Here is a 24,419-nt window from a genome sequence, read left to right as displayed (position 1 = left end):
TCATCTATTCATTTTCGCCAGCCCGCGGCCCATTCCCCTGAACTGCAAACACCTTCAGCGCGGCGACCTGCTTGTTTGTGCGCTGCGTTGCCCGTGAATTCACGGAAATTCGGCGAAAAAGTTGTCGCGAATAGCTTGAATTCGGGTGACATATCGAGATAACGTCGATGTGTTCCCGAAAAACGGGAAGCAATCCGAATCCCGAATGACGGCCGCGCCACCCGTATGCCAGGATCCACCCATAGCCGTCCCGCCACCGCATCGAACGCAACCGATTGGAGACGATCATGAACGCCGCCGCTGACACCGCATCGCCGAACTACTGGGTGTATGTTGTTTCGCTTTCCGGTGTCACCCCGGATGGCGAACGGACAACGTACGACGAGGTTCCGTTCGAAACGCTGGACGCGGCGCGCGGCCACGCGGAAGACCAGGTCCGGGAATCCACCGAAGAAGGCGGCACCGCGTGCGAATTCCACGCGAACGTGGCATGCGTCGGGCGTGACGACTTCGCGGTCGATTTCTGGGCGCTCGATGACGGCAACACGGTGGGCCGCGCCACGTGGGACACCGCAACTGGAGCGGTGATCTGGCAGCACGACGGCCCGTTCGATTGGGACAGCTACCCGCAACCCACCCAGCGGCACGGGCTGTGACCACCCCCGGCCACGCCGCACGTTCCGGGGCGGGCCGCACATGCCCGCCCCGCCCGGCCCTCAACCACACCCCGGCCCCGATTGCTGACCCGGTAGGAGTCCCGCGATGACTGCACACCCCGCCCCCGCCGCCGACACGGACGCGCTGGTCCCGATCTACGAGGCGAAGAACACCGGTAACGGTAGCCAGTTCGTCATTTACACGACCCCGCCGTTCTGCGCGTGCAGCGACTACGACGACGGGGAGGAGCTGTACATCGTGGCGCATCACCCCGGCGGGAACGGCACGTGGCCGCATACCCCGCGCCTGCATGTGGTCGCCGGTACCGACCACCTGGCCGCGTACGCCCACGGCGCGGTGCACGCCCTGCGCCGCTACCCGCCCGCCACGGCCGGGGGCGTGCACGTCGCGAATACCGCGCCCGAACCGCTGCGTAGTCAGCTGCCCGACTGACCGCCCCGCCCCGCCCGCTGCCTGATCTGCTGAAAGGAAGGCCCCCGATGAGCTCGACACCCGCCCCCGCCGCGTCCGGTACCCGGCTCGGCAATGGTGAATTGCGCCGCATGGTGGCGCGCGTACTGGCCGACAACCCCGGCACCGATTACACGCCGCGCCAGATCGCGAATCTGACCGGGCATTCGTCCGGGGCGATCGGTAACGCGCTGAAACGGCTCACCGGGGCCGGGCAGGCCGAACAGACCAACGCCAAACCGGGCCGCTACCGCGCCACCGGTGACACCGCCGCCGCAGCGGCCGGGGCACCCGCCCCCACCCGGCCACCGGCCGCGCCCACCCCCGCGAAATCGGCCGCCGCCGCCCCGAAACCGGCAGCCACGCGGGCAGCCACCCGCACCCGCAACAGCACCCGGAAACCCGCTGCGGCGCCGGTGCCCGCTGCGCCGGGCGCGACCGTGACGCGGCCGAACGGGCAGGCGTACCACGTGCGGAAGCTGGCGGGCCGTTCGGATGTGGAGGTCCTGCAAACGATGCGCGCCGCCGAGGTCCCGGTGCTTTTGTACGGCCCGCCCGGCACCGGCAAAACGTCACTGATCGAGGCTGCTTACGGCGATTTGCTGACCGTGCAGGGCGATTGCGACACCACGGTCGCCGATTTCGTCGGCGAGTACACCCAAAACCCGGACGGCACGTTCGCGTTCGTGCACGGGCCGCTGGTGCGGGCGATGCGCGAGGGCCGGGTGCTGTTCGTCGACGACGCGACGCTGATTCCGCCGACCGTGCTGTCGTGCATCTACGGCGCGATGGACGGCCGCAAAGAGATCGCGATCAAAGCCAACAGCGGCGAAATCGTCACCGCCGAACCCGGGTTCTTCGTTGTCGCGGGACACAACCCCGGCGTGCACGGCGCGATCCTGTCCGATGCGTTGGCGTCCCGGTTCGCGTTTCAGGTGCAGGTCGGCAGCGACTACGACCTGGCCGGGCAGTTGGGGGTCGACCCCCGTGCGGTGAAAGTGGCCCGCAACCTCGCGACCCGCCGCACTCAGGGGGAGATCGGGTGGGCTCCGCAACTGCGGGAACTGCTGGCGTTCCAGAAGATCGCCACCGCTACCGACGTAGCGACGGCCGCCGCGAACCTGATCGGCAACGCCCCCGAAGACGACCGCCCCGTCGTCGTCACCGTGGTCAAAACCGTGTTCGGCACCGAATACCAGCCCCTCACCCTCGGCCCCCGCCTCTAACAGCCCCGTTACCCGCGCACCGGGTGCGGCTGTCCTGGAAAGGAATTCCGTGATGTGTAGCCACGTGATCGCCGACCCGACCGCCACCCCGGCCGTGCCGCCCGCCGCCCGGGGGTGGGAGGCGCTGTCGGCCGCGTTGACCGAGGAGGCCCCGCCGATCGCCGACCGGGACGACGTGATCGTCACCATCGCGCCCGGCGCGGCGCACGGGCACCCGGCGGTGTTCTTCCCGCACAGTGCCGCGATCGAAATCGACGGCACCCGCCTGGGTATCGACCCGGCCACCGCGCAACCGGACCGCGCCAGCGACCGCGCCCGCTACGCCGCCGTGTGGGGTGCGTTCACCCACGAATGCGGCCACGCCCAGCACAGCCGCTGGGACCCGCCCCCGTTGGCGAACCCGGCCGTGGTCGAGGCCGCCATGCTGCTCGAAGAGTCCCGGATCGAGGCCGCCCACATCCGCCGCCGCCCCGACGACCGCCATTGGCTGCGCGCCTCGGCGACCGAGATCGTGATCGGCGACAACGGCGGCGCCTCCGCCGCCGCGCAGATCCCGCCCACGCCGTACGCCGCCGCCCAGAACGCCGCCCTGCTGCTGGGCCGGGTGGACGGCGGCATCCTCGAACCCGGGGAATGCGCCCCGGCCGCCGCCGCTATCGAAACGGTGCTCGGTGCCGCGAAACTGACACAGTTGCAGGCGATTTGGCAGAAAGCGCAGACCGTTGCCGACAACGACGGCGCAACCATGCTCGAACTCGGGCAGCAATGGCTCGATATCGTCGGCCCCGACCCGCACGCCGATCCCGACCCGCACTCGATACTGTCGGCCGCGATCGGCGCAACCGTCACGAATATCGCCAACGCGGTTGCCGCGCAACAGGTTCCGGACGACCCCGCCGACCTCGCGCGGGCAGCGGCACGCGCCGCCGCACAGCACACCGCCACCACACAACGCACAGCCCGGCGCGTGTTCGGCAGCGGCGGCCCCACCACCGCGTCGGCGCGGCGCACCCGTCCACCCCGCGCCGACGAACGCACCGCCGCCCGTGTCCTGGCCCGCGCGTTGAATACCGCCAGCCAGCGTGAACGCGCCATGGTGAAAACCACCTCGGCGCTGCCACCGGGCCGGTTGCGGATGCGCGGGGCGATGGTGCGGGAAGCGCAGCGCGCCGCCGGGGCGATCCCGACCGCCGAACCGTTCACCCGCACCACCCGCCGCGCGACCCCGATCCCACCGTTGCGGGTCGGCATCGCCTGCGACATCTCCGGATCGATGAGCAGCTACGCCGCCCCGGTCGCATCGGCCGCATGGATCATCGCCCAAGCCGCCGAACTGGCCACCATGCCCGCCGCCACCGCCACAGTGACCTTCGGCGAGCGGGTCAAGGCGATCACCTACCCGGGCACCGCACCCGCCCGGGTCACCGACTTCACCTGCCCCGCCGGTGACCACAACATCGACGGCGCGATCGACGCACTCGACGGCGCCCTCGGGCTGTCCCGGCCGGAAAACACCCGCCTGCTGGTGATCATTTCCGACGGCAAGTACCACGACGATCACCGCGACCAGGGGCAGCAGCGCATCGACCGGCTCCGCGCGTCCGGCTGCGCGGTGCTGTGGCTGACCCCCGACAGCTACCGCCGCGACCCGCTCGCGGGGGCCACTGTGCACGTGATGACCGACCCCGCCGCCACCGCCGCCGCCATCGCCCGCGCCGCCACCACCGCCGTCCGCGCCGCCTGACCACCGCACCAGGGCCGCGTGCCACACGGCCCCGGTGCGGAAACCGTTGGAAACCAGGGAGGTTCGCATGTTCCGCGCCACACCCCGCCGCTACGAGATCGGTACCCGTGTCCGTGTCAGTGACCTCCAGGTGGGGGACTGGTTCGGTGAACACGAGATCTACGACATGACCTCGTACGAGGACCACGACACCGACCCCGACGACATCATCAGCATGGAAATCGTCTCCACGACCGGCGGCCGATTCACCCGGCCCTGCCACGCGAGCATCGTTGTCCCCCATAGCCATTACGCCGAACTGATGACAGACACGCACGGCAAGGAACGGCTGCGGTTCACCTGTCGCGCCGCGCGCGGTAGCCGATGCCGCCAAGTGTGCGCGAACTGCGGCAGCGCCGGGGACCTGTGCGGCTGCCACACGAACTACATCGACAGCGGCGCCTGCCAGCTGACCACCCAAACCGGCCACGCCACCCCCGACGCGGTACGGCACGCCTACGACGGACCCACCCCGCCGCGCCTGCGGTCCGGGCCGGTGCACATGTACCCGACCCCGGCCGGGCGGTTCCTGTGGCGCTACCCCGCCCCCACCCGACCGGCAACCGACACCGAGGAGTGAGGCTCCGATGGCACTCGTACGACAGGACTCCGAAGGCATCTACGTCATCGTCGGCGGATGGATCGCGCGGCCCCTCACCCCCGAGACCACACACCCGCGCGCCCTGGGATTCCCCCGCACCGCCACCCAGCTCACCGCCGGAGACAAGCCCCGAGCCAGCCATTCCGGCGGACCGACCGCCCGTGTCGGCGGAGAACTCTGGTTCATCGACCGAGACGCGGGGACCTGCCCGTCCCCGCCTGCCCCACCCACACCACCGGCGGGTCGACCGGCCGCGCCTGCGGCGGGGACCGGGGCACGCCCGCGGATCCGCCCGCACATCCCGCCACCGGGCAGAAAACAGCGGCACATCCCCGGCACCGCGCCGATAGTCCCAGCATCGGTATCCGGCGGCGACGATCCCGACGAGCTGCTCGCCGGTTTCCGTGCGCTGCAAGGCGATATCGCCACCGAGATCGCGCACTACACCGCCGACGAGGACCGGGTCGTCCCGGCCGACGAAGCGGCCGATCACCACGACCGGCTCGCCGAGTTGTACCAGCAGGCCAGCGACCTCATGGCCGCCCTCGACACCCACCTCACGGCCGGAGGCCGACCTCCGGCCGCCTGGACCACCTGCACGAAAGGAGCCAGCCAGCCATGACACCCACCGGTCCCACACCCCACCCAGGCCCGGCCAGTCCGGCCACCGCATCGCCTGCACCGCTGCTGGCCGCAGCGCACGCGATGCCCGGTGGTGCCGACCGCGAACGGCGGATCACCGAGCTGCTGGTTGCCGCGATCACCGCCGCGATTCGCGACCGACACCCGCACGCTCGGTCCGCCGAGTTCGACTGGGCCGCCTACGGCGGACTCGACCTCACCGCGGTACGCGACGGCACCGGCGCCGAGATCTGCGATACGAGCCTCGCCGGCGACCTCGCCCAGTGGAACACCGACCTGCGCTCACCCGACATCGCCGGAATGACCCGCACGGCGTACGGGGTGTTCCGTCTCGACCTGCACACCGCCGCGCGCGCAGACCGGCAATAGCCCGGCGTGCGGCTTCACCCCGATATTCGCCGCGAACGATCGAAACGAGCTGCACGAGAAAGGATTACCGACCGTGCGCACCATTGGATATTGCGAGAAATGCCGGAAAGTCACAACCGTCACCATCCCGGCACAGAACCTGATCCTCAACCGCCTGATCGGCGTCTGCGACGACTGCACCACCCCGGCCCCGCGCACACGACGGAGCGGCCGGGACAGCCACAGCACCAACCGAATTCGGCACACCCGGACAGGGAAAGAGCGCTCGTCATGACGAACACAACACCCGAGACCACACCGCACGGCCCGGCGGCCGATCCGATGCCCGCCGGTAGCCTCGATTGCCCCGTCCGGATCGGTGACGAGGTGGTGCTCCGGCATGCGCCGCACCTACCGGCGGGGCGGGTGCTGGCTGTCCTCGATGATGACGAGATCACCGAGTGCGCCGTGCAAACACCGGACGGCGCACGGATTCTCACGTACCCGTCGCATCTGGTTCCCGCCGATCCCGACCACGACACGGCCGAGTGGGAACTGCGGATGCAGCGATTCCGCGACGGGCAACGCCAGCGCGTGCTCCGCCGGATGCAGCAGCGGCAACGCCAAGTCGTTCAGCAGGCGATCACGCTGGTCCGCCACGCCGAGACGATCGTGACCACGCTCCGCACCGGGCATATCCCCGACCCGTGGGCCGACGCCACCGACAGTGCCGACCATCCGCCGACCGAGTTCACCGCCACCGAACTCGACGGCGAACTCCGCCAACTGGCCGAGTACTGCGCGACCGCCGTCGAGGCCGCCGGACTGTTCACCGCCGACGAGCTCGCGGTCCACCTCGCCGTACCGGCCCCCACAGCCGCGGCCCTGGCACCTGCCGGGAATGCGGGGACGCCGGTCGACGCCGATCGGTGGCTGGCCGACTTCCACCACAAACGCCGGGACGAGCGCGAGTTGTATCGGACGGTGTGCCGCGAATACGGCCTCGACGACCAGGACGAGACCGACTACCGCGCCCACCCCGAGGTCGGCACCACCTACTACCAGCGGCGCGACGACCTGTACGCCGCGATCGCGGAAGCGGCCGGGCACCTGGTCGACGCTATCGAGGCAGGCGGGCCACTCCCGACCGCATGGACACAGGCGGAGGCGCGGTCATGACCCGGCAGGCCGACTATCAGGCAGACGCCGCCGCCCGGCGGGTGTGGACGGTCTGGGTGGCCGGTTCCGGACGGCACGAGGGTGTGAACCCGTCCTGCTACGTGATCGACGCCGACACCATGACCGAGGCGAAACGGCGGGCGTGGCTGGCGCACCAGTGGATCGAGACCTCCGAACGCGGGCTGGTGGCCGCGGACGGGACGGTGCCGACCTGGTCCCACGCGAGGAATGCCGCGGTGGGTCCGGCCGTGCCCGCCGACGATGTCGTGATCGACTGCCCGCCGTTCGGCTGCTGGGAAGGCGCGCCGTTCGGGTGCGCCGACCCCGCCCATCGCGACGGGTCGGAGCTGGCATCGGCGATGTGCCGGTGCGGCTGGTTCTGGCGGCGCCTGCGCTGGGCCGAGATGCAGCCGGTGATCGACCTCGACCGGCTGATCGCACTCGGCTACCCGATCCACCAGCATCCGCCACCCGAGGAGAACTCCTGGTGAACCGGCCCCGCCTCCCGAAGGGACTCGTGCGATGACCGACGACGCAACCACCGGCCCCGACGACCGGACACCGCCCGGCCAGCTCCGCACGGCCGCCGACATCCTGACCGCCCGCGCCCGCCGGGCCACCGACTTCTCCCCGGACGACCCGGTGGCCCGCACCGCGTTCGTGCGGCACTGCGAACGCGCGCGGGTGCTCGCCACGCCGATGTCTACCTACACGCCTGCTGGCAGGCCCTCGACAGCGGGCGTACAGCCCAGCCGGTCGGGCCGGACGCAGCGCTCGCCTCCCGAGCCGAACAAGAGAAAGTGGTCGCCGAATGGGCGTGGGCACACGCCGACACCGACACCGAGTTCACCAGCGACGACCTCGCCGCCGACATGGACATCCTGCTGATCACCAGCACCAACCTCGACCCCGACGCGATACGCGCCACCGCGCCCACCGTCACCTACCCGCCCTCCGACCCGAACGCCAACTGAATCCGGGACGGACCCACCGCCCGAAGCGCCGCACCCGCAACACCACCGACGCTCCTGTACTCGAGAGGACTTCCTGCGATGACGAACCAGTCAACACCGACCCAGGCGGCATGGCCCGGGGACACCGAATGCCCAGTTCGCGCCGGTGACGAGGTGGCACCCCGCCACGCCCCGGACGCCCCCGGCCGGGTCCTACGTGTCTACACCGACAACGCGATCACCGTCTGCACAGTGCAAACACACTGCGGCGCCACGTATTTCACGCACCCGTGGGCGTTGGCGACGGCCGATGCCGCCATCGATCCGGTCGACTGGGACCTGCGGATGCAGCATTTCCTGACCGTGCAACGCGATCGCGTGGTGTACCGGATGCGGGAACTGCAGCGTGATGTCCTGCACCGCGTCGTCGCGCTCACCGAACGAGCCACCACGATCACCACCGAGCTGTGTGCAGGCCGCACCCGTGCCCTCCCGATTATTCACCGCTGGAGTTCGCCGCCACCGACCTCGATGAGGAAGTGCGGCGGATAGCGCAGTACCGCACAGACATCCTCGAGGCCGGCCTCTTCACCGCCGACGAACTCGAGGTCCACCTCGCCGCATCGGTCACGGAGCGGCCGGTCACCGACGCGGTGTTGACGGCGACCGAGCCGACCACGGGAGGGCCGACATGATCGCCGGGTTCTCCTTGAGTAAACCGATCGAATTCCGGTCCGCCCCAGACGTATTCGAACCATGACCGACTGCCGTGGCCGACCACCGAAGGTAGTCCATCGGCCCCGGCCCACGCCCGGGCAAGATCGCCATCAGGAAAACGGAGGCAACGCGCGATGACCGACCTCACTCCGGACATGCTCCTGGGTCTCACGACGGCCCAGCACGACGCCGCCGACCGACTCGAACGCACCCCGGGAGTAGACCTGCTGCTCCACTACACCCAACCGGCCGGATGGGTGGCCTCGCTGATCACCCCGAACGGACACCAGCAGGCCACCGGCGACGATATCGGCCCCCTCCCACTCTCCGCCGCCGAGCGATGGGCGAATCCCGCCGTCTGAACCGCCGCTCGGGGCCGCCGAGCCCTTCGTCCGCGCTTCGGGCTCGACCACGCCGCGAGCCAGGCGCCCGGACTGCGGCCTGATCCGCAAGCCCGTCCGAAATGTGGACGGTTCCGAATACTGGATGGTGCTCGGCGGGGTGTCCGCCGCGCACTTTCTCGGGTACAGCCGCCGCCGGTAACCGCCGAGCACCACGAGCCGCTCCGGTTGCCGACGGCGGCGCACCTCTGTGCCACCAGACGAGCCCTGTGGTCTTTACCGAATCACCGGAGGATTGCTGACAGATCGCTATGCTGGTCGTGTCTCGCACGCCCGCGGGACACGTGCGGGACCGGGCCGTGTCGCCAGTCGACCACGGCTCGGTCTTTCACTGCCCGATCCAGCGTCTGCGGCGTGGACGCTGCCAAGGACATTCGCTAGCGCACAGCCATGGCGAAGCCGCCAGTATTCCAGCCTGGCGGCTCTGCCATTTGTGGGGTGGTGCGGTCAGTGCTGTTGTGCCGGAAGGTTGTGCGGGTCGCAGGGGCCGATGGGGGTGGCGTTGCAGTTGGGGTCCATGCAGCAGGGGCGGCTGGCGCGTGGTGACGGGGTGTGGCTGCCGTCGGGTTCGGTCCGGGATCCGTCGTCCCAGGTGTAGGAGCCGTCGGGGTTCCACCATCCGGCCGAGGCGGTCCCGGCGCCGAGGCCCAGGCTCAGCCCGGCGGCCAGTAGTACGATCGCGGCGCGCGTGGTTCCGATCATCGCGAACTCCCTTCATTGAAGGTGCAGGGCAACAGGTTTCGCGGGCCTGGCCCTGCACTGCGCTGTGGGCGTGTGTGGGCGGGTTTACCGGGCGCCGTCGAGCTGGCTGGTCAGCCACTCGAGCACCTGGCGGACGGCATCGCTGTAGCCGTTCTGGTGCACTCCGCTGGCCGCGAACTGTGCGGCGTCCCCGCCTTGGCGAGCGAGGTCGGTGAGTGCGGCGGTGGCGGGATCGGTGCTGCCGGTGAAGGTTTGCGCGAGTCCGGACAGCTGCGCGCCGGCGTCGCCGGACAACGCCGAGGCCGTGGCGGCGGCGAGGTCGGCGGCGACCGGGATGAACCCGACGAGTTCGAGGCCGCCGCCGATCGGGTCCCCGATCGTGAGTTTTTCGACTGCGCGCCAGGCGATTTCCTGTGCCTGCCCGATGTCGGTGGCGACGCGGCCGACGTCCACGTTGGCGAGGATGTCGACGATCTGTGCCGCGACCGCGGTCCAGCCGGACGTGTCGAGGGGTGCGGCCATGGACAGGGCTCGCGCGACGAGGTGCAGGTCGGCCTTGTCGGCCATCCGTACCAATGGGTTGAACAGGTTGTTGAGGTCCCCGGATACCCGGTGCAGGCCGGGGATGTCGCCGACCGCGATGAGCGGCGGTAGCTGCGCGAGGTCGCCCACGATCGCGGGCACGTTGGCGGTGAATCCGGCGAGACCGGCGAGGACGTTGACGACCTGCCGGGTCACCGACGACGGATCCAGGCTGCCTGGTGTCCCGGTCGAGGCCGCGGAGTCTTGGCTGGGGTCGTCGTCGAGGAGGGTGGGGTTGCCGGTGAACGCGCGCCCGACCGCCGCCAAGGCGGGTGACGCGTCGGGTGAGGTGGCGCAGTAGATGTCGCCCTCGGCGCATACGGTGCGGACTCGGCCGGCGAGTGCCCCGAAGTCCTGGGCTCGGGGCCCGGCCATGCCCTCACCGGCTACGGCGGGACCGAGTTGCGGGGTGCTGGGGTCGCGGCGTGGGTCGGAGATCAACCCGACCGCGACGACGCGGTCGGCGGGCAGCGGGCCTTGCCCGTGCCCGATCGCGGCGGTGGTGTCGCCGACGACGTCGGCGCCCTGGCTGTATCCGGCCATCACCACGCGGGTGGACTCACACAAGCCGCTCAGGGTGGACGTGAGGGCTTGCACCCCGGCGGTTTCCGAGGGTGCGTAGGGGGCGGGGGCAGCGGTGTAGCCGACGGTGCGGACGTCGATGTCGGGCCCGTAGCGGGCGCGCAGGCCGTCCCCGATCGGGGCCAGCATCCCGACGGTGTGGGTGGGGTCGGCGGCCGGGTGGGTTTCCCCGGTGCCTGGCACCAGCAGCGCCGTCCAGCGCGGACATCCCGGCGCAGCGGGGTTGGGGTCGGCGGCTGCCACACCGGCGGTGGCGGCGGTGGCAGCGAGGGCGATGGTGGTGGCGCAGGCGGCGCTGGCGACAGCGGATATGCGGCGACGGGGTGAGGGACCGGTTGCGGTGAGGTGGATGGTTCGCGAGGGGTGGCGGGGGGTGAGTGGCACGGCGAGCCTCCGGAAAGGGTGGTTCTTCCTGGGGCGCGGGGTGTAGATTCCGCGCACCTCCCTAATCCGGATTTCGGGCCCGAATTCGGCAGCCGAGCACCAGAAATTTTTGGTTTTTCTCGGGAAATGGCGGCAACCCGCGCGGGAGACTCTCGGGTCGGTGAGGTGACGGCGCACCCGTGCCGTGACGGGCCATGACGGTGAATCGGGGTTCTCAGGGCCGAAGTGCCGTGGTTTGCACGGTTGTTGTTCCGGCCGCTCGAACAGGTCCTCCGACCTGCGGGTAACCCGCGAACAGATAGACGCGATGGGGCCCGGTGACCGATCAGGTCACCGGGCCGGGGGTACCGATCTACTCGGCAGTGTCGGTGGTGTGTGGGATGCCGTCCCACGCCTTCTTCCATGCGGTGTAGGCGGCGTCCGCCAGGGCGTCGGCGGCCTGGTCGGCGGTGCTGTATTCGTCGCCGGTCGGCTGGTGGGTGGTGGTGTCGAGCCGCCGCCAGAACTGGCCGTCGTCGGTGACTACCTTGCCTATCGGTACTTTCCGGCCGTCGATCGTGATCGCGAAAACGTCGTACAGGGTGTCGTCCCAGTCGGGGACCGGTTCGATCCGCACCAGGTACGGCCGAGGTTCGGGGTCCATCGATAGTCCTTCCGTCAGGAGGTTTCGCCGCGGTTCAGGCCCATCTATGGGGTCTATCCGGGCGGTGGATTGCGGGGCGCCGCAACGGTGCTCCGGCCGATTCCCACCTGTCGCTCAGCGTTCGCCGCGGGCGTGCGGGTTGTCGGCCTCGAGGCCGGGTGAGGGCGGGCGATGTTCCGGGGAGCCGGTGGTCGCCGTGTCGCTGCCGGGGGTGGTTTCGGTGGGCTGGTTCGGTGTTGTCGCCCGTTGTTTCTGGTCGGTGTTGACCTGGTCGAGGAGCTGGCGGCCTGCCTTGGTGCGTTCGTAGTGGATGATGTGGTCCAGCGCCCAGCTGTCGGCGCAGTCGCGGCAGATGGTGACGCCGTGGTTGCACCGGTGGCGCGGTTTCACGAGTACCGGGTCGGGTGTGCCCTGGTAGTCGCGGAGCTGGACCGGTACGTAGGTCCAGCTGCTGAGACTCGCGCCGTGTTTCACCGCGCCCTCTTCGTCGTGAATCGTCGTGTCGCGGTATGGCCCCCAGCACTTCTGGGGACGGGTGTCGGATGTGCGGTCGTCGTGGATGGGTTCGGCTGCGCTGCCGGTGTCGTGGCTGTCGATGTCGTTTGTCGAGTTCATCGGTCTTCCCTTGTTGATCGGGTTGGCCTCGGCCAGATGGCCGGGCAGGGGAACGCGCACCGGGAGGACCGGGGGCCGCACGATCCCCTGTGGGGCCGGGGGATGGTTAGGATTCGGTTTGTGCGGCGAGGGTGAATTTCTTGGGGGCGTCGCTGGTCTTCTCGGCGGCACCGGTATCGCTGAGGCGGACGAGCGCGTTGTGGACCGCGCCGCTGGAATGGCCGAGGGCTTTGCCGATCTGGTGCGGGGTGAACTCCTCGCTCGGGTGGTCGCGCAGGTGGTCCTCGACCATGCCGCGGAGCGCGCCGGGTGGCAGCTTGTCCGGCTTGGCGGGCGCGTCCCCGTCGGGTTCGGCGGCTGTGTCAGGCGGCGCGACCGGTTCCGGATCGCCATCGGCGGCGCCTTCTGGTGTGTCCGGGTTCTCGCTGGTGAGTGTGTCGGTGTCGGTGTCGGGCGGCTGCGGTGTCGTGGGGTCGGGCGCAGCCGGGGTGTTGGCGGACCCGGTGTCGGCTGGCGTCGTGGTGCCGGTGTCGGCGGCGGCGTCGACTGTGTCCGATGCAGACGCTGTGTCCGGGACGGTGGTGGCGAGGGTCCAGCGGACGGCGGCGCGTGGGTTGCCGTCGTCGTGGCGCACGGTGATGCCGTCGATCGCCCAGCGGGCCAGGATTTTGCGGGCGGTGGAGGCACCGATCCCGGACTGTTCGGCCAGTGCCGCGGCAGTGACCGGGGTGTCCCCGGTGGTGTGCAAGGCGGTCCACAGGGCGTCTTCGGTGGCGCTGCGTGTGTTGTTTCCGGTGTTTTCGGTTGTGATGGACATGACGTCTCCCATGCGTATTGATGGTGGTTTCGGTTCGTCATGTCCCGGCCGGGACGGGCACCCCCCGGGATTGTTGCGTTTCCCGGATTGCAGGGTGCCCGCATCTATGGACGCTCGATATACCCGTCGATGTCAAGCGGATCATGAAACAAGACATTTGTCTTGTGGATGAAATGCGATGCACAAGCGAAGTTGACCGAATCCAGCGGTATCGGCTTGACATTCACGCGGTATCGAGCGTCCATGTATGTGGCTCCCGGATTCTTGGAATGATGGTCTTGCGTCACCGGTGGGCCGTCCTGTCCAGGACACGGCATCAGCACCTCTCGGGATTCTCGTATTCCGCGACGGAGATGCTATGTCCATGAGTCCGAATTGAGGTGATTATCATGACCGCAGACCATCACCGCGACAACTCCGGACGTCCGCTCATGGTGTGGGTCGCGCACCGGCGATGGTTGCGGGTCCGCGTCTGCCGTCGAGCTCGAGTCGCGGAGCGTCTGATGCAGGCACCGCTCGGGGGTCACTCCGTCGACAGGCCCGGCCCGATCGAGTCGGCCGTGCTGGCCGCGATGTTGGTGGTCCACAATGAGTGGTACCCGCGGTGTCCTGAGTGCCACAACGGGGAACGGTGGTGGGGCGGGCGGCCCTGGCGTGGCACCGATTCCCCTGACTGACCGGCGGCCTTTCATCAACACAGGCCGACTTGGCTCGAGAAGGAACACACCGGAATTCCGGTCCGGGTTTCGCGGGCTTTTCGCGGTTTGCTTTTCCACCGCGGCCCGATTGTCCTGCGCGGGGGTCTATGTGTCGGTGTCGGTGGGGTGGGTGCTGTCCCACGGGAGTGGTTCGGTGAACAGGTGGTCCTGGAGCCACAGTGCGACGCAGTCGAGGCAGAGGGTGTCTTGGTGTCGGCAGTCAGCTCGGGTTGCGGCAAGGGGGATCTCTGTCTGTTCGATGTGGTGGGCGAGGTGCGTGCTGCCGGTCGGCTGGTACGGGGAGTCGACGAGCGCGCTGATCGTTTTCCGGGCGGTGGTGGCCATGGCGGGACTCCTTCTTCTGTGTATTCGAGGTGCTACTGTCGAGGCGAGATCCTGAATTCGGGGTCAGGTTTGCGGATTGGCACCCGGCGTCGAGGGCGGAATTGCGGCGGGACGGGTCGCCCCGTAATAGTCATCTCCCGGGTATCGGAGATCACCCACCTGGACAGGCATTCCGAATGTCGGGGCGTGCACTTTTTTCCCGCCGCCGAGATAAAGGCCGACATGATGCACGTCGGCGTCGGTGCCGTAGAACACGAGATCTCCCGGTTGGAGTTGGTCTTCGGAAATGCGTGGGCCGATGTGAATTTGCTCGTGCGTGGTGCGGGGCAGCTCGATGCCGACGGTGGCGTAGGCGGCTTTGGTGAGTCCGGAGCAGTCCCAGCCGCCCTCGCTGGGGCCGTCGCCGCCCCATACGTAGGGTTGCCCGAGCTGCGCGCAGGCGAGCGAGATCATTTGTAGCGCGGCGGGACTGGCGGCCTGCTGAGCACGGCAGTCGTCGCTGCCCGGCGGTGGCGTGAGGCGGTAGCGGGCGGCCTGGTCGAGAACTTGATCCACGTACCAGTCGGCGTGGTTGTAGGCGAAGATCGCGGAGTGGAGGTCGCCGGGTGCGCCGGAGTCGCACAGGTAGTGGGCGGCGGTGTGGATGGCGTCGCTGGGGTTGTAGCGCGAGGGCGGGTTCGCGCCGCCTGCCGGTAGTGGGTGGCGGGAGGTGACGCTGTCGAAGGTGGGGGCGAGGAACTGCATGGGTCCGGCGGCGCCCGCGCTGTTCTCGCCGGAATGCACACCGGGGAGTTCGGAGCGACCGTGGTCGGTCTCGATCTTGCCGATCCCGGCGAGGATCGACCAGTCCAGGCCGGGACAGACGGGAGCGGCCTGTTGATAGAGCACCAGCTGTTCGGGCGGGATGTCGGTGACGGCTTCCGGGCTCGGCGTGCTGCCGCCGCCGGGCGCGGGCCCGGGGACGGGAAGGCTGCGGTCGAACACGACGACGGTGGCGACGACCGCGGCGATAACGACCGAGCAGAACACCACCGCGGCACCGCTGACACTGAGCGCTTTGGTCAGCATCACGACTCACCCGCCTCGGACGGTGGGTTGGGTGCGGGCGCGGGCAGGACCGTCGGCGGCGCCGTCCCATCGGCGGGGTCGGCGGCAGCGCTGGTGCTGGGGGCATGTGCCGCGGGCGGGGTGTAGCGGGGCCAGGCGGCGGGGAGTTGGTGCAGGGCGAGGCGGTCGGTGCCGGTGGTGTCGAGGGGCTGCCAGACGGTATCGGCGGGGCTCGGTTCGGCAGCCGAGTGGTCGAGGAGGTCGGCGGCGGCGGTGGCGACCGGGACGGTGGTGGGGTCAGCGAGCGTGCGCCAGGCGGTGCGGAGCTGCTCGCGGGCATGGGTTTCGCGGTGGTGGGTGGGTAGCCACAGCAGGATCGGGGTGGTGATGGCGGTGGCATCGGCGAGGCGTGCGTAGCCGTCGAGTTTGCGGGTGACCTGGGTGAGGCTCTCGGTGCCGAGGTCGTATTCGAGGAAGAACTCGATCCCCGCACCGTCGGCGGTCCAGCGGCCGTAGGCGTCGGGCCGGACGAGGTCGCCCCACAGGCGTTGGCAGCGGGTCTGGGACCACCATGCCTGCAGTTCGCGGTCGCGGTGGCGGCGGGCGTGGCGGACCAGGGCGATGAACCAGGTGCCGACGCCGACGGCGTGGGCGAGCTGGATTCCGGCGGCGACCGCGATCGCACGGTCGTAGCGCCACCGCAGCGCGGTGACATCGAGGCCCTCCTCAGCGGCGAGGACCTGGGCCCCGGCGGGGGCGAGGATGTAGTGGGCGGGCCAGGTGCCCGAATGCCGGTAGGGCGTGAAGCGGGAGATGACCCCGTACCGGTAGAGATCGAGCAGACGGCGGCGGGCGACGCGGGGCGTGCCGAAGGCGAGGTCGGCGATCTGGTGGCTGGTCAGGACCCGGTGCTCGTACAGCATCCGCAACAGCCACCGGTCCCGCGGGGTCAATCGGACGGCGAGGTCGGGGAGATCGGGCGGGTCGGGTTTGCGGTGCCGGGTGGCCCGCAGGTCTTTCTGCCGAAGCGGCGGCGCGAAGTCGGGCATCGCCGACACCACCTCTCTTCACGGGATGACAACCGGGAATCGTTGAACGGCAACCGAATACGCGCGTCTACAGCGCGTTCCGGGTTGGGTGGTTACCGGCGTGGGTCGCGGGCCGGTGGCCGGGGCTCGCGGGGTTGCGGCGGCGTGCCGGGGCCGGGGGTCTCGGTGGCGGTGGGTGGGTTGAGGCGGGCGCGGGCGGCGGCGCGGAGTTCGCGGGCGCGGCCGGGGATCGCGGGCGGCAGTTTGCGGGTGGCCACGGTGAACGGCGGGGCCTGCTGCCCGTTCACGAGGAGGCGGGCGGCGGCGTGGAAGGCGTCGAGGTGGGTCAGGTCGTGCTCACCGAGCCAGGGCTGGGTGTGCCGGGCGAGATCCTTCGCATCCTCGGGCGAGGCGGAGAAGATCAGCTTGTTGCGGGCGTTGGCCGAGATCCCGTCCCGCAACTCTTTCGGCAGCTGTCCGAGGTTCTGATGCGCCAGCACCAGCGACAGTCGCAGTCCGCGGGCTTCGGCGAGCATGTCCTCGACCGGGGTGGACAGGTTGAGGAAGTTGTGGGCCTCATCGAGAATCAGCGACGCGTCGGCACGCTGCTCGGACGGGGTGCGCGCGCGGGCAGCGGCGGTATGCCAGGTGCGTGCCACGAGCAGAGACCCGATCAATCGGACGGTCTCTTCGCCGAGGGCGCCTTTGGCTAGGCGGGCCAGGCAGATGCCGCCGTGGTCGAGGACGTCGGCGAGGTCGACGGTGGAGCGGCCAGCGGCGATCGCATTACGCACGAACGGGCGCCCCATCAACAACGGCCGCAGCTTGTTCAGCAGGGGCCCGTTGACTTCGCTGCGCCCGGCGTCGGACAGTGCTTCGTACCAGGTCCAGAACCCGCGGGCCTCCGGGTCGGTGACACCACTGGTGAGGCGGGCGCGGTAGGCGGGTTCGGTCAACAGGCGCGGCACGTCGGCGAGGGTCGCGGTGCTGGGCTGGGTGCAGAGGGTGAACAGGCTCGAGCGCAGCAGGTCGTCGGTGCGCGGGCCCCAGTGCTGGGAGTAGATGCGGCGGAAGATGGTGACCAGGTTGTCCACCGCCAGGTCCGCGGTCGCGGGATCGGTGTCCAGGGGGTTCACGCACGGCGGGTTGGCGCGCGAGTAGGAGTCGAACAGCACGATCCGGTCGGCCGCGCAGCGTGGCAGCCTTGCCAGAATGTCGGCGACGAGGTCGCCCTTGGGGTCGACAACCACCACGCCGCGGCCGGCGTCGACGTCGTCGAGGATCCACTGCCCCAACAGATTCGACTTCCCGGTGCCGGTCGGGCCCAGCACGTGGAAATGATGGCGGCCGTCAGCGACCCGCACCGCGACCGGCCGCTCACCACCGGAGTCGGCCACACCCAGCGGTTTGGTGTGCTCACCCCCAGCCGGGATGACCGCGGCGGGGGCGAGAGCGCGGGCACCGGCCCGGTCCAGGCCGGGTAGATCGCTGTCGAGGGGGAGCCGGGCGATCGCGGCCAGTTCCGGGATCGACAGCAGGTCTCCGCGGCCGAGCCGCCGTTGTCCGAGTGCGCGAGCAATGAGCGGGCGGCGCTTGCGGCGGTAGTAGTTGTGGTCGCTGAACGCCCCGAATACCGTCGCCAGCGCATGTGCCCGCCCGCGCGCCACAGCGCGCGCAACACGGAGGGCGTCGGGGTCGGCGCCGACGGCCACATCCACGGAGGCGGCGTAGCGGACTCGGGTTTCCCAGTGCGCGCCACGGGATTTCGCTGCCTCGGCCCGCGCCGCCGCCGAGTATTCCAGCGCGGCCTGCCGATCACCCGGTGCGTGCGGGGTGTGCTGGGTGGGGCGGTGTGTGCGTCGGGCCGGGCCGGGTGTGACCAGGTCGAGCAGTTCGGACGTGACCGATCCGAGAAGTCCGAGTATGCCGAGGCCGGGGTGCTTGGCGGTGCGGCGGACGCGGCGGCCGGTGACCGGGCGGGCGAGGATCTGCACGCAGGCGGCTTGCCCGGTATCGAGATCTTCGGCGGCGGTGAGGAGGTCGCGGATGGGGTCGCCGCCGAGGGGTTCGGCCTGGATCGGGAGGCTTTCGCGGCGGCCCAGCCGTAACTCGCCCCCGGCGACTACGCGCTGCATCCCGGCGGCCGGGGCGGGCAGGGGCGGCCCGGCCGGGCTGGTGGTGCGGGTGCGCGCGCCCGGCCACGCGGAGGTGACGGCGCGTTCGACCAGCCCTGGCGGCACCGTGCCGGGCACCCAGATCCGGATCACCGCCCCCGCCTCCGGGGTGACGCTGTACTCGAATGCGACGTGCGGTTGCCCGAACAGTGCCCGTTTCCAGGCCGGGCCGAGCAGCCCGGTCAGGTGCGCCCACAATCCACGCGCACCCTTCGCGTCCACGGTGGGCGGCACGAGCACGGTGACCTCCCGCGCGATGCCGCGGGCCCGCCGGCGTCGGCGGGCTCGGGCGAGCCCACCGGCCGCGAGCACGATCGCGCCGGCGACGGCGAGAGTGGTGAGCGCGGGGCCGGATCCGAGCAGTCCGGCGGTGGTGGCGGTGATCTCGCGCCACAGCTGGCCGGGGTCGAGCAGGAGGGTGCCGAGCAGGCTGTGGTGCGGGTCGGGGGCTGCGATCATGCTGCCCACCTCCGATCGGTGTCTGCGTATTCGGGTTGCGCCCCGTCCGGGTACGGGGTGGTGGCGTAGAAGGCGTCGCGGGACAGGCGGCCGGACTTCACTGCGGGGGCGAGGTGGCCGACGTGCCAGAACCGGCGGTCGTGGCGGCACCGGTAGGCGCGCAGCCCGCTGCCGGGGTAGCGGTGCCGCGCATACTTCTTGACGTGCTTGCGGGTATCGAACGACCGTTTGCCGCACCACCGGCACAACCCCAGGTAGCCGTCGTGTTCAGCAAGCCAGTACGGCGACATCACTCTGCCTCCGGCAGCTCGACAAACCCCTCACCCTCGTCGTCCTCGTCCTCGAGGTCGGGGCTTTCGTCCTCGCTGCCGTCGGTCTCGTGGTCGTCGTCGCTGCCGGAAATGGCCGCGCCGAGACCGATATCGGTCGTGGTGTTCTCGGGCAGGGCTACGCACCCGTCGTCATCGACATCGGCGTCGGCACCGGCGATACGGCCCTCGCTGCTGGTTGCGGCGAGCTCGCGGGGGTCGCTGGTGATCAGGCCGTGTTCGAGTTCCGAGGCGAAGGCCGCGAATACGGCCCGGTGGCTGCCGGTCGACAAGAGGCCGAGCCCGCGGCGTGCGGACAGCAGCAGGGCGCGTTCGCCGTCGGACAGTTTGAACGCTGCCGCGACCTCGTCGATGGCCTGCGGGGCTTGCCGCAGCAGGATCTGGGTGGCGGCGTTGGAGACAATGGCCTTGCCGATCTTGGTGGACAGCACATCGGCGCAGTCCTGGGTCTCGATCGTTAATCCGGCCCACAGCTTCCGGAACGACTTCGCTGCCTTGAGCAGGAACTCCGCGCCGATGGTGTGCCGCATCAGCAGCCATGCCTCGTGCACCACCACCAGGCGGGGACGGCGGGTAGCGGGGTTGGCGACGCGCCGCCAGGTGGCGTCCAGGGCGAGGAGGATCCCGGCGGGTTTCAGCTCCTCGGGCAGCTCCCGCAGCGAGAACACCACCAGCCCACCGTCGGGCACGGTGGTGGTCGGCCCATCCAGGAGCCCGGCGAACGCCCCCGCACCGGTGAACGGCGCCAGCCCGGCGGCGAGTTCGCCGCCGACCGGGCTACCGCACTCGATGAGCTGGTCCCGCAGCACACTCAACGTCGGTGCCGTATTGCCCCAGGTAGCGGGGTCGTCGGTGATCCCCGCCACGGCGTAGGCGGCGGTCAGCGCGGTGTCGAGCACTGCCCGCTGCGCGGGAGTCTGCTCCCCGAGCAGCACCCCGATCACCGTGTGCAGGAACAACTTCCGCCGCGTCAGCGCGTCCGGGGGCGCGGCACGGCGGCCGTCAGGGCGGGTGTGGATTTCCAGGTCGAACGGGTTGAGCCGCACGCCCGGTGCACCCAAATGGAGGTAGGTGCCGCCGACGGCGTCGACGAGGCGCCGGTATTCGTCCTCGGGGTCGATGACGATGCCTTCGATCCCGCGGTACAGCGACCGCAGCAGGTCCGCCTTCAGCAGGTAGGACTTACCGGAGCCCGACCGTCCGAGTACCACCTGGTTGTGGTTGTCGACGGTGTCGGCGAACCGGTCCCAGAACATCAGCCCGCCGCCCGCGTCGCGGCCGAGCAGGACCCCGGTGGGGCGGGTGATCTCGGCCGGGTCACCGACCGTGAGCTGCGGGGAGGTGAACGGGAACGCCGCGGCGAGGGCGTCGGTGTCGAAGGTGCGCCGCAGCCGCACCGGATCCAGCCCGAGGGGCAGGGTCGCGGCCCAGCCCTCGGCGGCACGGTAGGTCAGCGGGCTGGTGTCGATCAGCAGGCTCGCCGCCAACGCCCGCACCGCCGCGACCTGTTCGCCCAGTTCCTCTTCGGAATCGGCGTGCACGGTGAGGTAGATCGCGGTGCGGAAAAGGCGGCCGTGCCCACGGGCGACTCGCGCGGACAGGTCGGCGGCGTCCTCGACGGCGACGTCGACCTGCGGGTCGGCGAGACGGCCTCGGCCGGCGTCGTGCGCGCGGGACGACTCCATGCGGGCCAGCTGCTTGCGCAGGCGTGCCGCAGCGGTGACGGAATCGACCGGTTCGACGTGGACGGCGACGTCGATCCGGCCGGGGTGCGACAGCAGCGGCGCCAGCCACGCCGGGCCGACCTCCCGCGGGTATCCGGTCACCGCGAGCGTGGCCACCCACGCCGAGTCCACCTCGACATGCCGGGCGCCGATCGTCACCGCATGCGGTGCGAACGCGCCCGCATCCCCGGCCGGAGAGCGGCGGAGGCGCCACCGGCGGCGGCGCGTTTCAGCCTGTCCGGAGACCGGCGTGCTGTCGGTGGGATCGATGCCGGGCCCTCCATCGGCGCCGACCCAATCTCCGAGACGCTCGCTCTCGTCGCCGCCACTGGTGGTGACAACTGCCGTGGGTGCGGCGGTGTCGGCGGTCTCGGGGATCAACCGGCCGGGATGGGTCGCGCTGGTCAGGACCGCGGTGGCCTGCGCATGGTCGAGCGCGGTGACCGTCACTCCGAGCGGGGCGAGCAGTTCGCTGGCCTCGTGCACCCGCCACAGCAGCCGGGACTCCGCGGCCCGCCGCGCCGCCGCGGTCAGGTGACGGCGAGCGCGGCGCCGTCCGCCCAGCACCGATGCGGCCAGCGCGGTAGCCGACGGCCCACCCAGCCCGCCGCCCGCGGACGCAGTGGCCAGGTCGGGCGCCTCGCGCCACACCAGCAACACCTGGCGGCGAAGCAGCTGCTCCTCGCTCGCCAACCCCGCGAGATGATCCGCGTGATCGGTCGCGGCGACCGCCAGCTCCGGCGACATCGATTCCGCGGCGGTGCGCAGGCCGGTGACATGCCCGGTGAGGTCCAGGCGGGTCGAGCGGATGAGAATCTGCACCGGCTGGGACAGGGAGTGCAGCCAATGTCCGAGCTGCGCGACGAGACTGTCCTGCTCCTCAGCGGTGTGCAGGGCGAGGTTCACGGTGCCGACCGCGGCGATCACCGCGAGGCCGTCCGGGCCGAGATCGACCACGCCGACCTCGCCGCTGGTGCCATCGGTGACGGAGCGCGGCAGCGGCATCGTGTCGCGGGTCAGCGCCCTCGGCGCCGGGGGCGTGGGTCGCCGGGCGGCGCGGGCGAGCCAGCGGGGGACCTTCGCCAAGCCCTCGGGCGCGGCGACGAGGTGCCGGGCACGCAGCCGGTGCCGGACGGCGGCGAGCAGGAGCTGGTCGCCGGACAGGCCGTGGCGGGTGGTCAGCGCGAGCACCGCGACCGTGGTCGCGACCGGGACCGTGACCGCCACGAACACCGGCGGCGCGATCACAGTGCGGGTGGCGATCCACGCCAGATACACGACCGCACCGAGGGCGGTCAGGATCGCGAGCTGGCGGGCGGTGAACGGGCCGATCAGACGGTCGGGGCGATCGACGTCGGCGGGAATGCGGGTCGGGGCGGGGCTGGTCATCGGGAGCCTCCTCGAGGCGGATCGCTGGGGCGGCGACGGCGTTTGACAGGAAGGTCAGGCAGCGGCAGATGCAACTGCCGACCCGACGGCCGCGACACCGGCGGTGTGGGTGGGGGTGGCGGTGCGGCACCGGCAGCGGGCGGTGTGGGTGGCGGTGCTTTCACGCGGCGGCGGACGGGGATCGGCAGTGGGTACTGCCCGTCCCGCATGGGCCGGACCGTCGTGTATGGGTCCGGATCGGTGTCGGTGGTCCGGAAGTCCAGGGCCAGCTGGCGGCCCCGGCGCGGCGGTGGCGGAACCGGTGCTGCCCCAACGCCGGGTCGTGGTGCCGTGACTGGGCGGGCGGCCGGGTGCCGGGTCTTGGGGACTCTGGTCACCGTGATCGGCAGCCGGTATTGGCCGTCGCGGCCCAGGCGGGGCTTGGGGCCGAGGTCGACGCGGTGCCATTGCGGCAGCGGCAGCATCAGTTGCTCACCACCGGCTCGGTCAGCAGCCGGTTTCGGCGGAGTCGCCGGTGGCGGTGGCGGCTGCTGACGCTTGACGCTTCGCACGCCCTTCAGCGGCAGCATCAACTGCCCATCCCGGGTCGCCCGCGGGGCTCGTGCGTACGGATCTGGTTCCGGCCGCGGCGGGGAAGCACCCACTGCGGTCTGCCGGGACTTGCCCCGGCTCAGCGCCGCCGTGGCGGCCTTCTCCCCGCCGCGCAGCAGCCCGAAGGTCTTGTAGGTGAGGTAGCCGCGGGCGATCGATCCGGCAAAGCTGCGGCCCTGGTTGATGCGCAGCGCGCCCAGCAGCCAGAACGGGGTCTTGACCAGCACCCCCACCAGGGCGAGCCCGATGATCAGGTTCACGATGCCGTCGGCGTTGGGGCCGAACATATTCCAGCCCCCGGGAGTGAGGAACACCCGCACGCTGGTGACCAGCACCAGCGACTGCACCACCTGGATCGCGAGGCAGGCCGCGAACGCACGCCACCACCAGCGAGCCACCTGATCGAGGCCGGGCAGAGCGTGGCACATCAGTGCCAGCGGTGCGGCGACGACGAGGATCACGGTGATCGCGACCCGGATGACGTAGGCGATGAGTAGCAGGAGTAGCAGCACTTCGAGGGCGACCTTCAGCAGGATGAGGAAGATCGCCGAGGCCGGGCCGGTGTCGGCCAGCTCGCGCAGCGCGGTGGTGGCGGAGTCCGAGTCGACACCGTCTCCGGCTAGCGCGTAGGCGAAGGCGTTGGCGAACCTGATCGCCTGGGTCGCGATGACCATGCTCATCGCCCCGGCGAGGAAGCCGACGACAAGCCGGGGCGCCAGCTCGCGCGGTGACCACCGGTCCTGCAGGGTCTCGCGGACCATCAGCAAGACCCCGGCGGCCATCACCAGCAGCCCGTACATCGCGAGGACCAGCTGCCACGACGACTGCCACAACTCACCCACCCGCGGCAGTTCGCCGGGCTCGGGAGTGGTGAGCAGGGTGCGCGACAACAGGTCGAGCAGCGGGTTCAGCGCGGAGTCGACCAGGCGCTGGAAGAACCCGTCGATCGCCTTCGCCACGCAGCCGGAGATGTTGCGGACCCCGCACTCGGGATCCGCGGTCTCGGACGGCTCGGCCGGGGCCGTCCCGCCGGGGCTGGCCGGTGAGGGACTGCCCGGGGCCGATGGCGTGGTGGGTATCGCCGGTGTGGCCGGGTTTGCCGGTGTGGCTGGGGCAGTGGGAGTCGGCCCGGTAGGAGCAGGCTGCGGCGTTGTCGGCGTGGTCGCGACCGGTGGCGGAGGAGGCGGGGCCGGTGGGTCGGCGGCAGCCACCAGGCTGCCGCCGACACCGAGCCCAATCACCGCCGCGACCACCACCAGGACCGACATCAGCCGCCACAACAGCGGCCGATGCCTGCCCGGGGCGGGCGGGAACAGGCGGGGGCTGGGCATG

The 24,419-nt window shown here is 70.6% G+C and carries 25 protein-coding genes; 13 read left to right on the top strand and 12 right to left on the bottom strand.

What is annotated here, in order from left to right; all coding sequences use genetic code 11:
* Positions 1-287: 287 nt before the first annotated feature.
* The 13 genes from ACYVLQ_RS07575 to ACYVLQ_RS07515 all read left to right on the top strand — a co-directional run bounded on the left by ACYVLQ_RS07575 (position 288) and on the right by ACYVLQ_RS07515 (position 8,939).
* Positions 288-656 carry a hypothetical protein gene (locus ACYVLQ_RS07575; RefSeq protein WP_460696669.1) on the top strand — a complete coding sequence of 123 codons (369 nt, stop codon included), beginning with the start codon at positions 288-290 and terminating at the stop codon, positions 654-656.
* 106 nt (positions 657-762) lie between these two features.
* Positions 763-1,110, top strand: coding sequence for a hypothetical protein (locus ACYVLQ_RS07570; protein WP_460696668.1), 348 nt, complete (start codon positions 763-765; stop codon positions 1,108-1,110).
* A 47-nt stretch (positions 1,111-1,157) separates the two neighbouring features.
* The gene (locus tag ACYVLQ_RS07565) at positions 1,158-2,354 is read left to right on the top strand and encodes an AAA family ATPase (protein ID WP_460696667.1); all 1,197 of its coding nucleotides are present in this window, start codon (positions 1,158-1,160) and stop codon (positions 2,352-2,354) included.
* Between the two features lie 52 nt (positions 2,355-2,406).
* Complete coding sequence (locus ACYVLQ_RS07560) at positions 2,407-4,098, top strand: VWA domain-containing protein (RefSeq protein ID WP_460696666.1); 1,692 nt, start codon at positions 2,407-2,409, stop codon at positions 4,096-4,098.
* A gap of 67 nt (positions 4,099-4,165) precedes the next feature.
* A complete protein-coding gene (locus tag ACYVLQ_RS07555) occupies positions 4,166-4,717 on the top strand; it encodes a hypothetical protein (RefSeq protein WP_460696665.1) in 552 nt (183 codons plus the stop codon).
* 7 nt (positions 4,718-4,724) lie between these two features.
* Positions 4,725-5,360 (top strand): hypothetical protein, encoded by a 636-nt coding sequence (locus ACYVLQ_RS07550; protein ID WP_460696664.1) that lies wholly within the window; start codon positions 4,725-4,727, stop codon positions 5,358-5,360.
* Positions 5,357-5,749: a hypothetical protein gene (locus tag ACYVLQ_RS07545; protein ID WP_460696663.1), complete on the top strand. Its 393-nt coding sequence runs from the start codon at positions 5,357-5,359 to the stop codon at positions 5,747-5,749. The genes ACYVLQ_RS07550 and ACYVLQ_RS07545 overlap by 4 nt, the downstream gene beginning before the upstream one ends.
* 270 nt (positions 5,750-6,019) lie before the next feature.
* Entirely contained in the window at positions 6,020-6,907 is an 888-nt protein-coding gene (locus tag ACYVLQ_RS07540) for a hypothetical protein (RefSeq protein ID WP_460696662.1), read from the top strand.
* Complete coding sequence (locus ACYVLQ_RS07535) at positions 6,880-7,398, top strand: hypothetical protein (protein WP_460696661.1); 519 nt, start codon at positions 6,880-6,882, stop codon at positions 7,396-7,398. Before ACYVLQ_RS07540 ends, ACYVLQ_RS07535 begins: the two co-directional genes overlap by 28 nt.
* 309 nt (positions 7,399-7,707) lie before the next feature.
* Positions 7,708-7,881 (top strand): hypothetical protein, encoded by a 174-nt coding sequence (locus ACYVLQ_RS07530; protein WP_460696660.1) that lies wholly within the window; start codon positions 7,708-7,710, stop codon positions 7,879-7,881.
* A gap of 78 nt (positions 7,882-7,959) precedes the next feature.
* Positions 7,960-8,412 carry a hypothetical protein gene (locus ACYVLQ_RS07525; protein WP_460696659.1) on the top strand — a complete coding sequence of 151 codons (453 nt, stop codon included), beginning with the start codon at positions 7,960-7,962 and terminating at the stop codon, positions 8,410-8,412.
* The gene (locus tag ACYVLQ_RS07520; protein ID WP_460696658.1) at positions 8,400-8,555 is read left to right on the top strand and encodes a hypothetical protein; all 156 of its coding nucleotides are present in this window, start codon (positions 8,400-8,402) and stop codon (positions 8,553-8,555) included. Before ACYVLQ_RS07525 ends, ACYVLQ_RS07520 begins: the two co-directional genes overlap by 13 nt.
* Positions 8,556-8,711: 156 nt before the next feature.
* A complete protein-coding gene (locus ACYVLQ_RS07515) occupies positions 8,712-8,939 on the top strand; it encodes a hypothetical protein (RefSeq protein ID WP_460696657.1) in 228 nt (75 codons plus the stop codon).
* A 486-nt stretch (positions 8,940-9,425) separates the two neighbouring features.
* On the opposite strand, the gene ACYVLQ_RS07510 is transcribed toward ACYVLQ_RS07515, so the two are convergent.
* The 12 genes from ACYVLQ_RS07510 to ACYVLQ_RS07455 form a co-directional block, all read right to left on the bottom strand.
* Positions 9,426-9,680 (bottom strand): hypothetical protein, encoded by a 255-nt coding sequence (locus tag ACYVLQ_RS07510; RefSeq protein WP_460696656.1) that lies wholly within the window; start codon positions 9,678-9,680, stop codon positions 9,426-9,428.
* Positions 9,681-9,764: 84 nt separating this feature from the next.
* Positions 9,765-11,228: a cutinase family protein gene (locus tag ACYVLQ_RS07505; protein ID WP_460696655.1), complete on the bottom strand. Its 1,464-nt coding sequence runs from the start codon at positions 11,226-11,228 to the stop codon at positions 9,765-9,767.
* A gap of 352 nt (positions 11,229-11,580) precedes the next feature.
* On the bottom strand, positions 11,581-11,871 hold the full coding sequence (locus ACYVLQ_RS07500) for a hypothetical protein (RefSeq protein WP_460696654.1): 291 nt from the start codon (positions 11,869-11,871) through the stop codon (positions 11,581-11,583).
* A gap of 114 nt (positions 11,872-11,985) precedes the next feature.
* On the bottom strand, positions 11,986-12,486 hold the full coding sequence (locus tag ACYVLQ_RS07495) for a hypothetical protein (protein WP_460696653.1): 501 nt from the start codon (positions 12,484-12,486) through the stop codon (positions 11,986-11,988).
* Between the two features lie 106 nt (positions 12,487-12,592).
* Positions 12,593-13,303, bottom strand: a complete 711-nt coding sequence (locus ACYVLQ_RS07490; protein ID WP_460696652.1) for a hypothetical protein — start codon at positions 13,301-13,303, stop codon at positions 12,593-12,595.
* Between the two features lie 803 nt (positions 13,304-14,106).
* Positions 14,107-14,346 carry a hypothetical protein gene (locus ACYVLQ_RS07485; protein WP_460696651.1) on the bottom strand — a complete coding sequence of 80 codons (240 nt, stop codon included), beginning with the start codon at positions 14,344-14,346 and terminating at the stop codon, positions 14,107-14,109.
* A 63-nt stretch (positions 14,347-14,409) separates the two neighbouring features.
* Positions 14,410-15,414 carry a C40 family peptidase gene (locus tag ACYVLQ_RS07480; RefSeq protein WP_460696650.1) on the bottom strand — a complete coding sequence of 335 codons (1,005 nt, stop codon included), beginning with the start codon at positions 15,412-15,414 and terminating at the stop codon, positions 14,410-14,412.
* Positions 15,414-16,442, bottom strand: a complete 1,029-nt coding sequence (locus ACYVLQ_RS07475; protein WP_460696649.1) for a replication-relaxation family protein — start codon at positions 16,440-16,442, stop codon at positions 15,414-15,416. Before ACYVLQ_RS07475 ends, ACYVLQ_RS07480 begins: the two co-directional genes overlap by 1 nt.
* Before the next feature lie 92 nt (positions 16,443-16,534).
* Positions 16,535-19,054 carry a type IV secretory system conjugative DNA transfer family protein gene (locus tag ACYVLQ_RS07470; RefSeq protein ID WP_460696648.1) on the bottom strand — a complete coding sequence of 840 codons (2,520 nt, stop codon included), beginning with the start codon at positions 19,052-19,054 and terminating at the stop codon, positions 16,535-16,537.
* Positions 19,051-19,347, bottom strand: a complete 297-nt coding sequence (locus tag ACYVLQ_RS07465) for a hypothetical protein (RefSeq protein WP_460696647.1) — start codon at positions 19,345-19,347, stop codon at positions 19,051-19,053. Before ACYVLQ_RS07465 ends, ACYVLQ_RS07470 begins: the two co-directional genes overlap by 4 nt.
* Complete coding sequence (locus ACYVLQ_RS07460) at positions 19,344-22,496, bottom strand: TraG/VirB4 family ATPase (protein WP_460696646.1); 3,153 nt, start codon at positions 22,494-22,496, stop codon at positions 19,344-19,346. Before ACYVLQ_RS07460 ends, ACYVLQ_RS07465 begins: the two co-directional genes overlap by 4 nt.
* The gene (locus tag ACYVLQ_RS07455; protein WP_460696645.1) at positions 22,493-24,418 is read right to left on the bottom strand and encodes a hypothetical protein; all 1,926 of its coding nucleotides are present in this window, start codon (positions 24,416-24,418) and stop codon (positions 22,493-22,495) included. The genes ACYVLQ_RS07460 and ACYVLQ_RS07455 overlap by 4 nt, the downstream gene beginning before the upstream one ends.
* Position 24,419: the final 1 nt, after the last annotated feature.

Source organism: Nocardia thraciensis (assembly GCF_054782435.1).
This window is presented reverse-complemented; position numbering and strand designations above follow the sequence as displayed.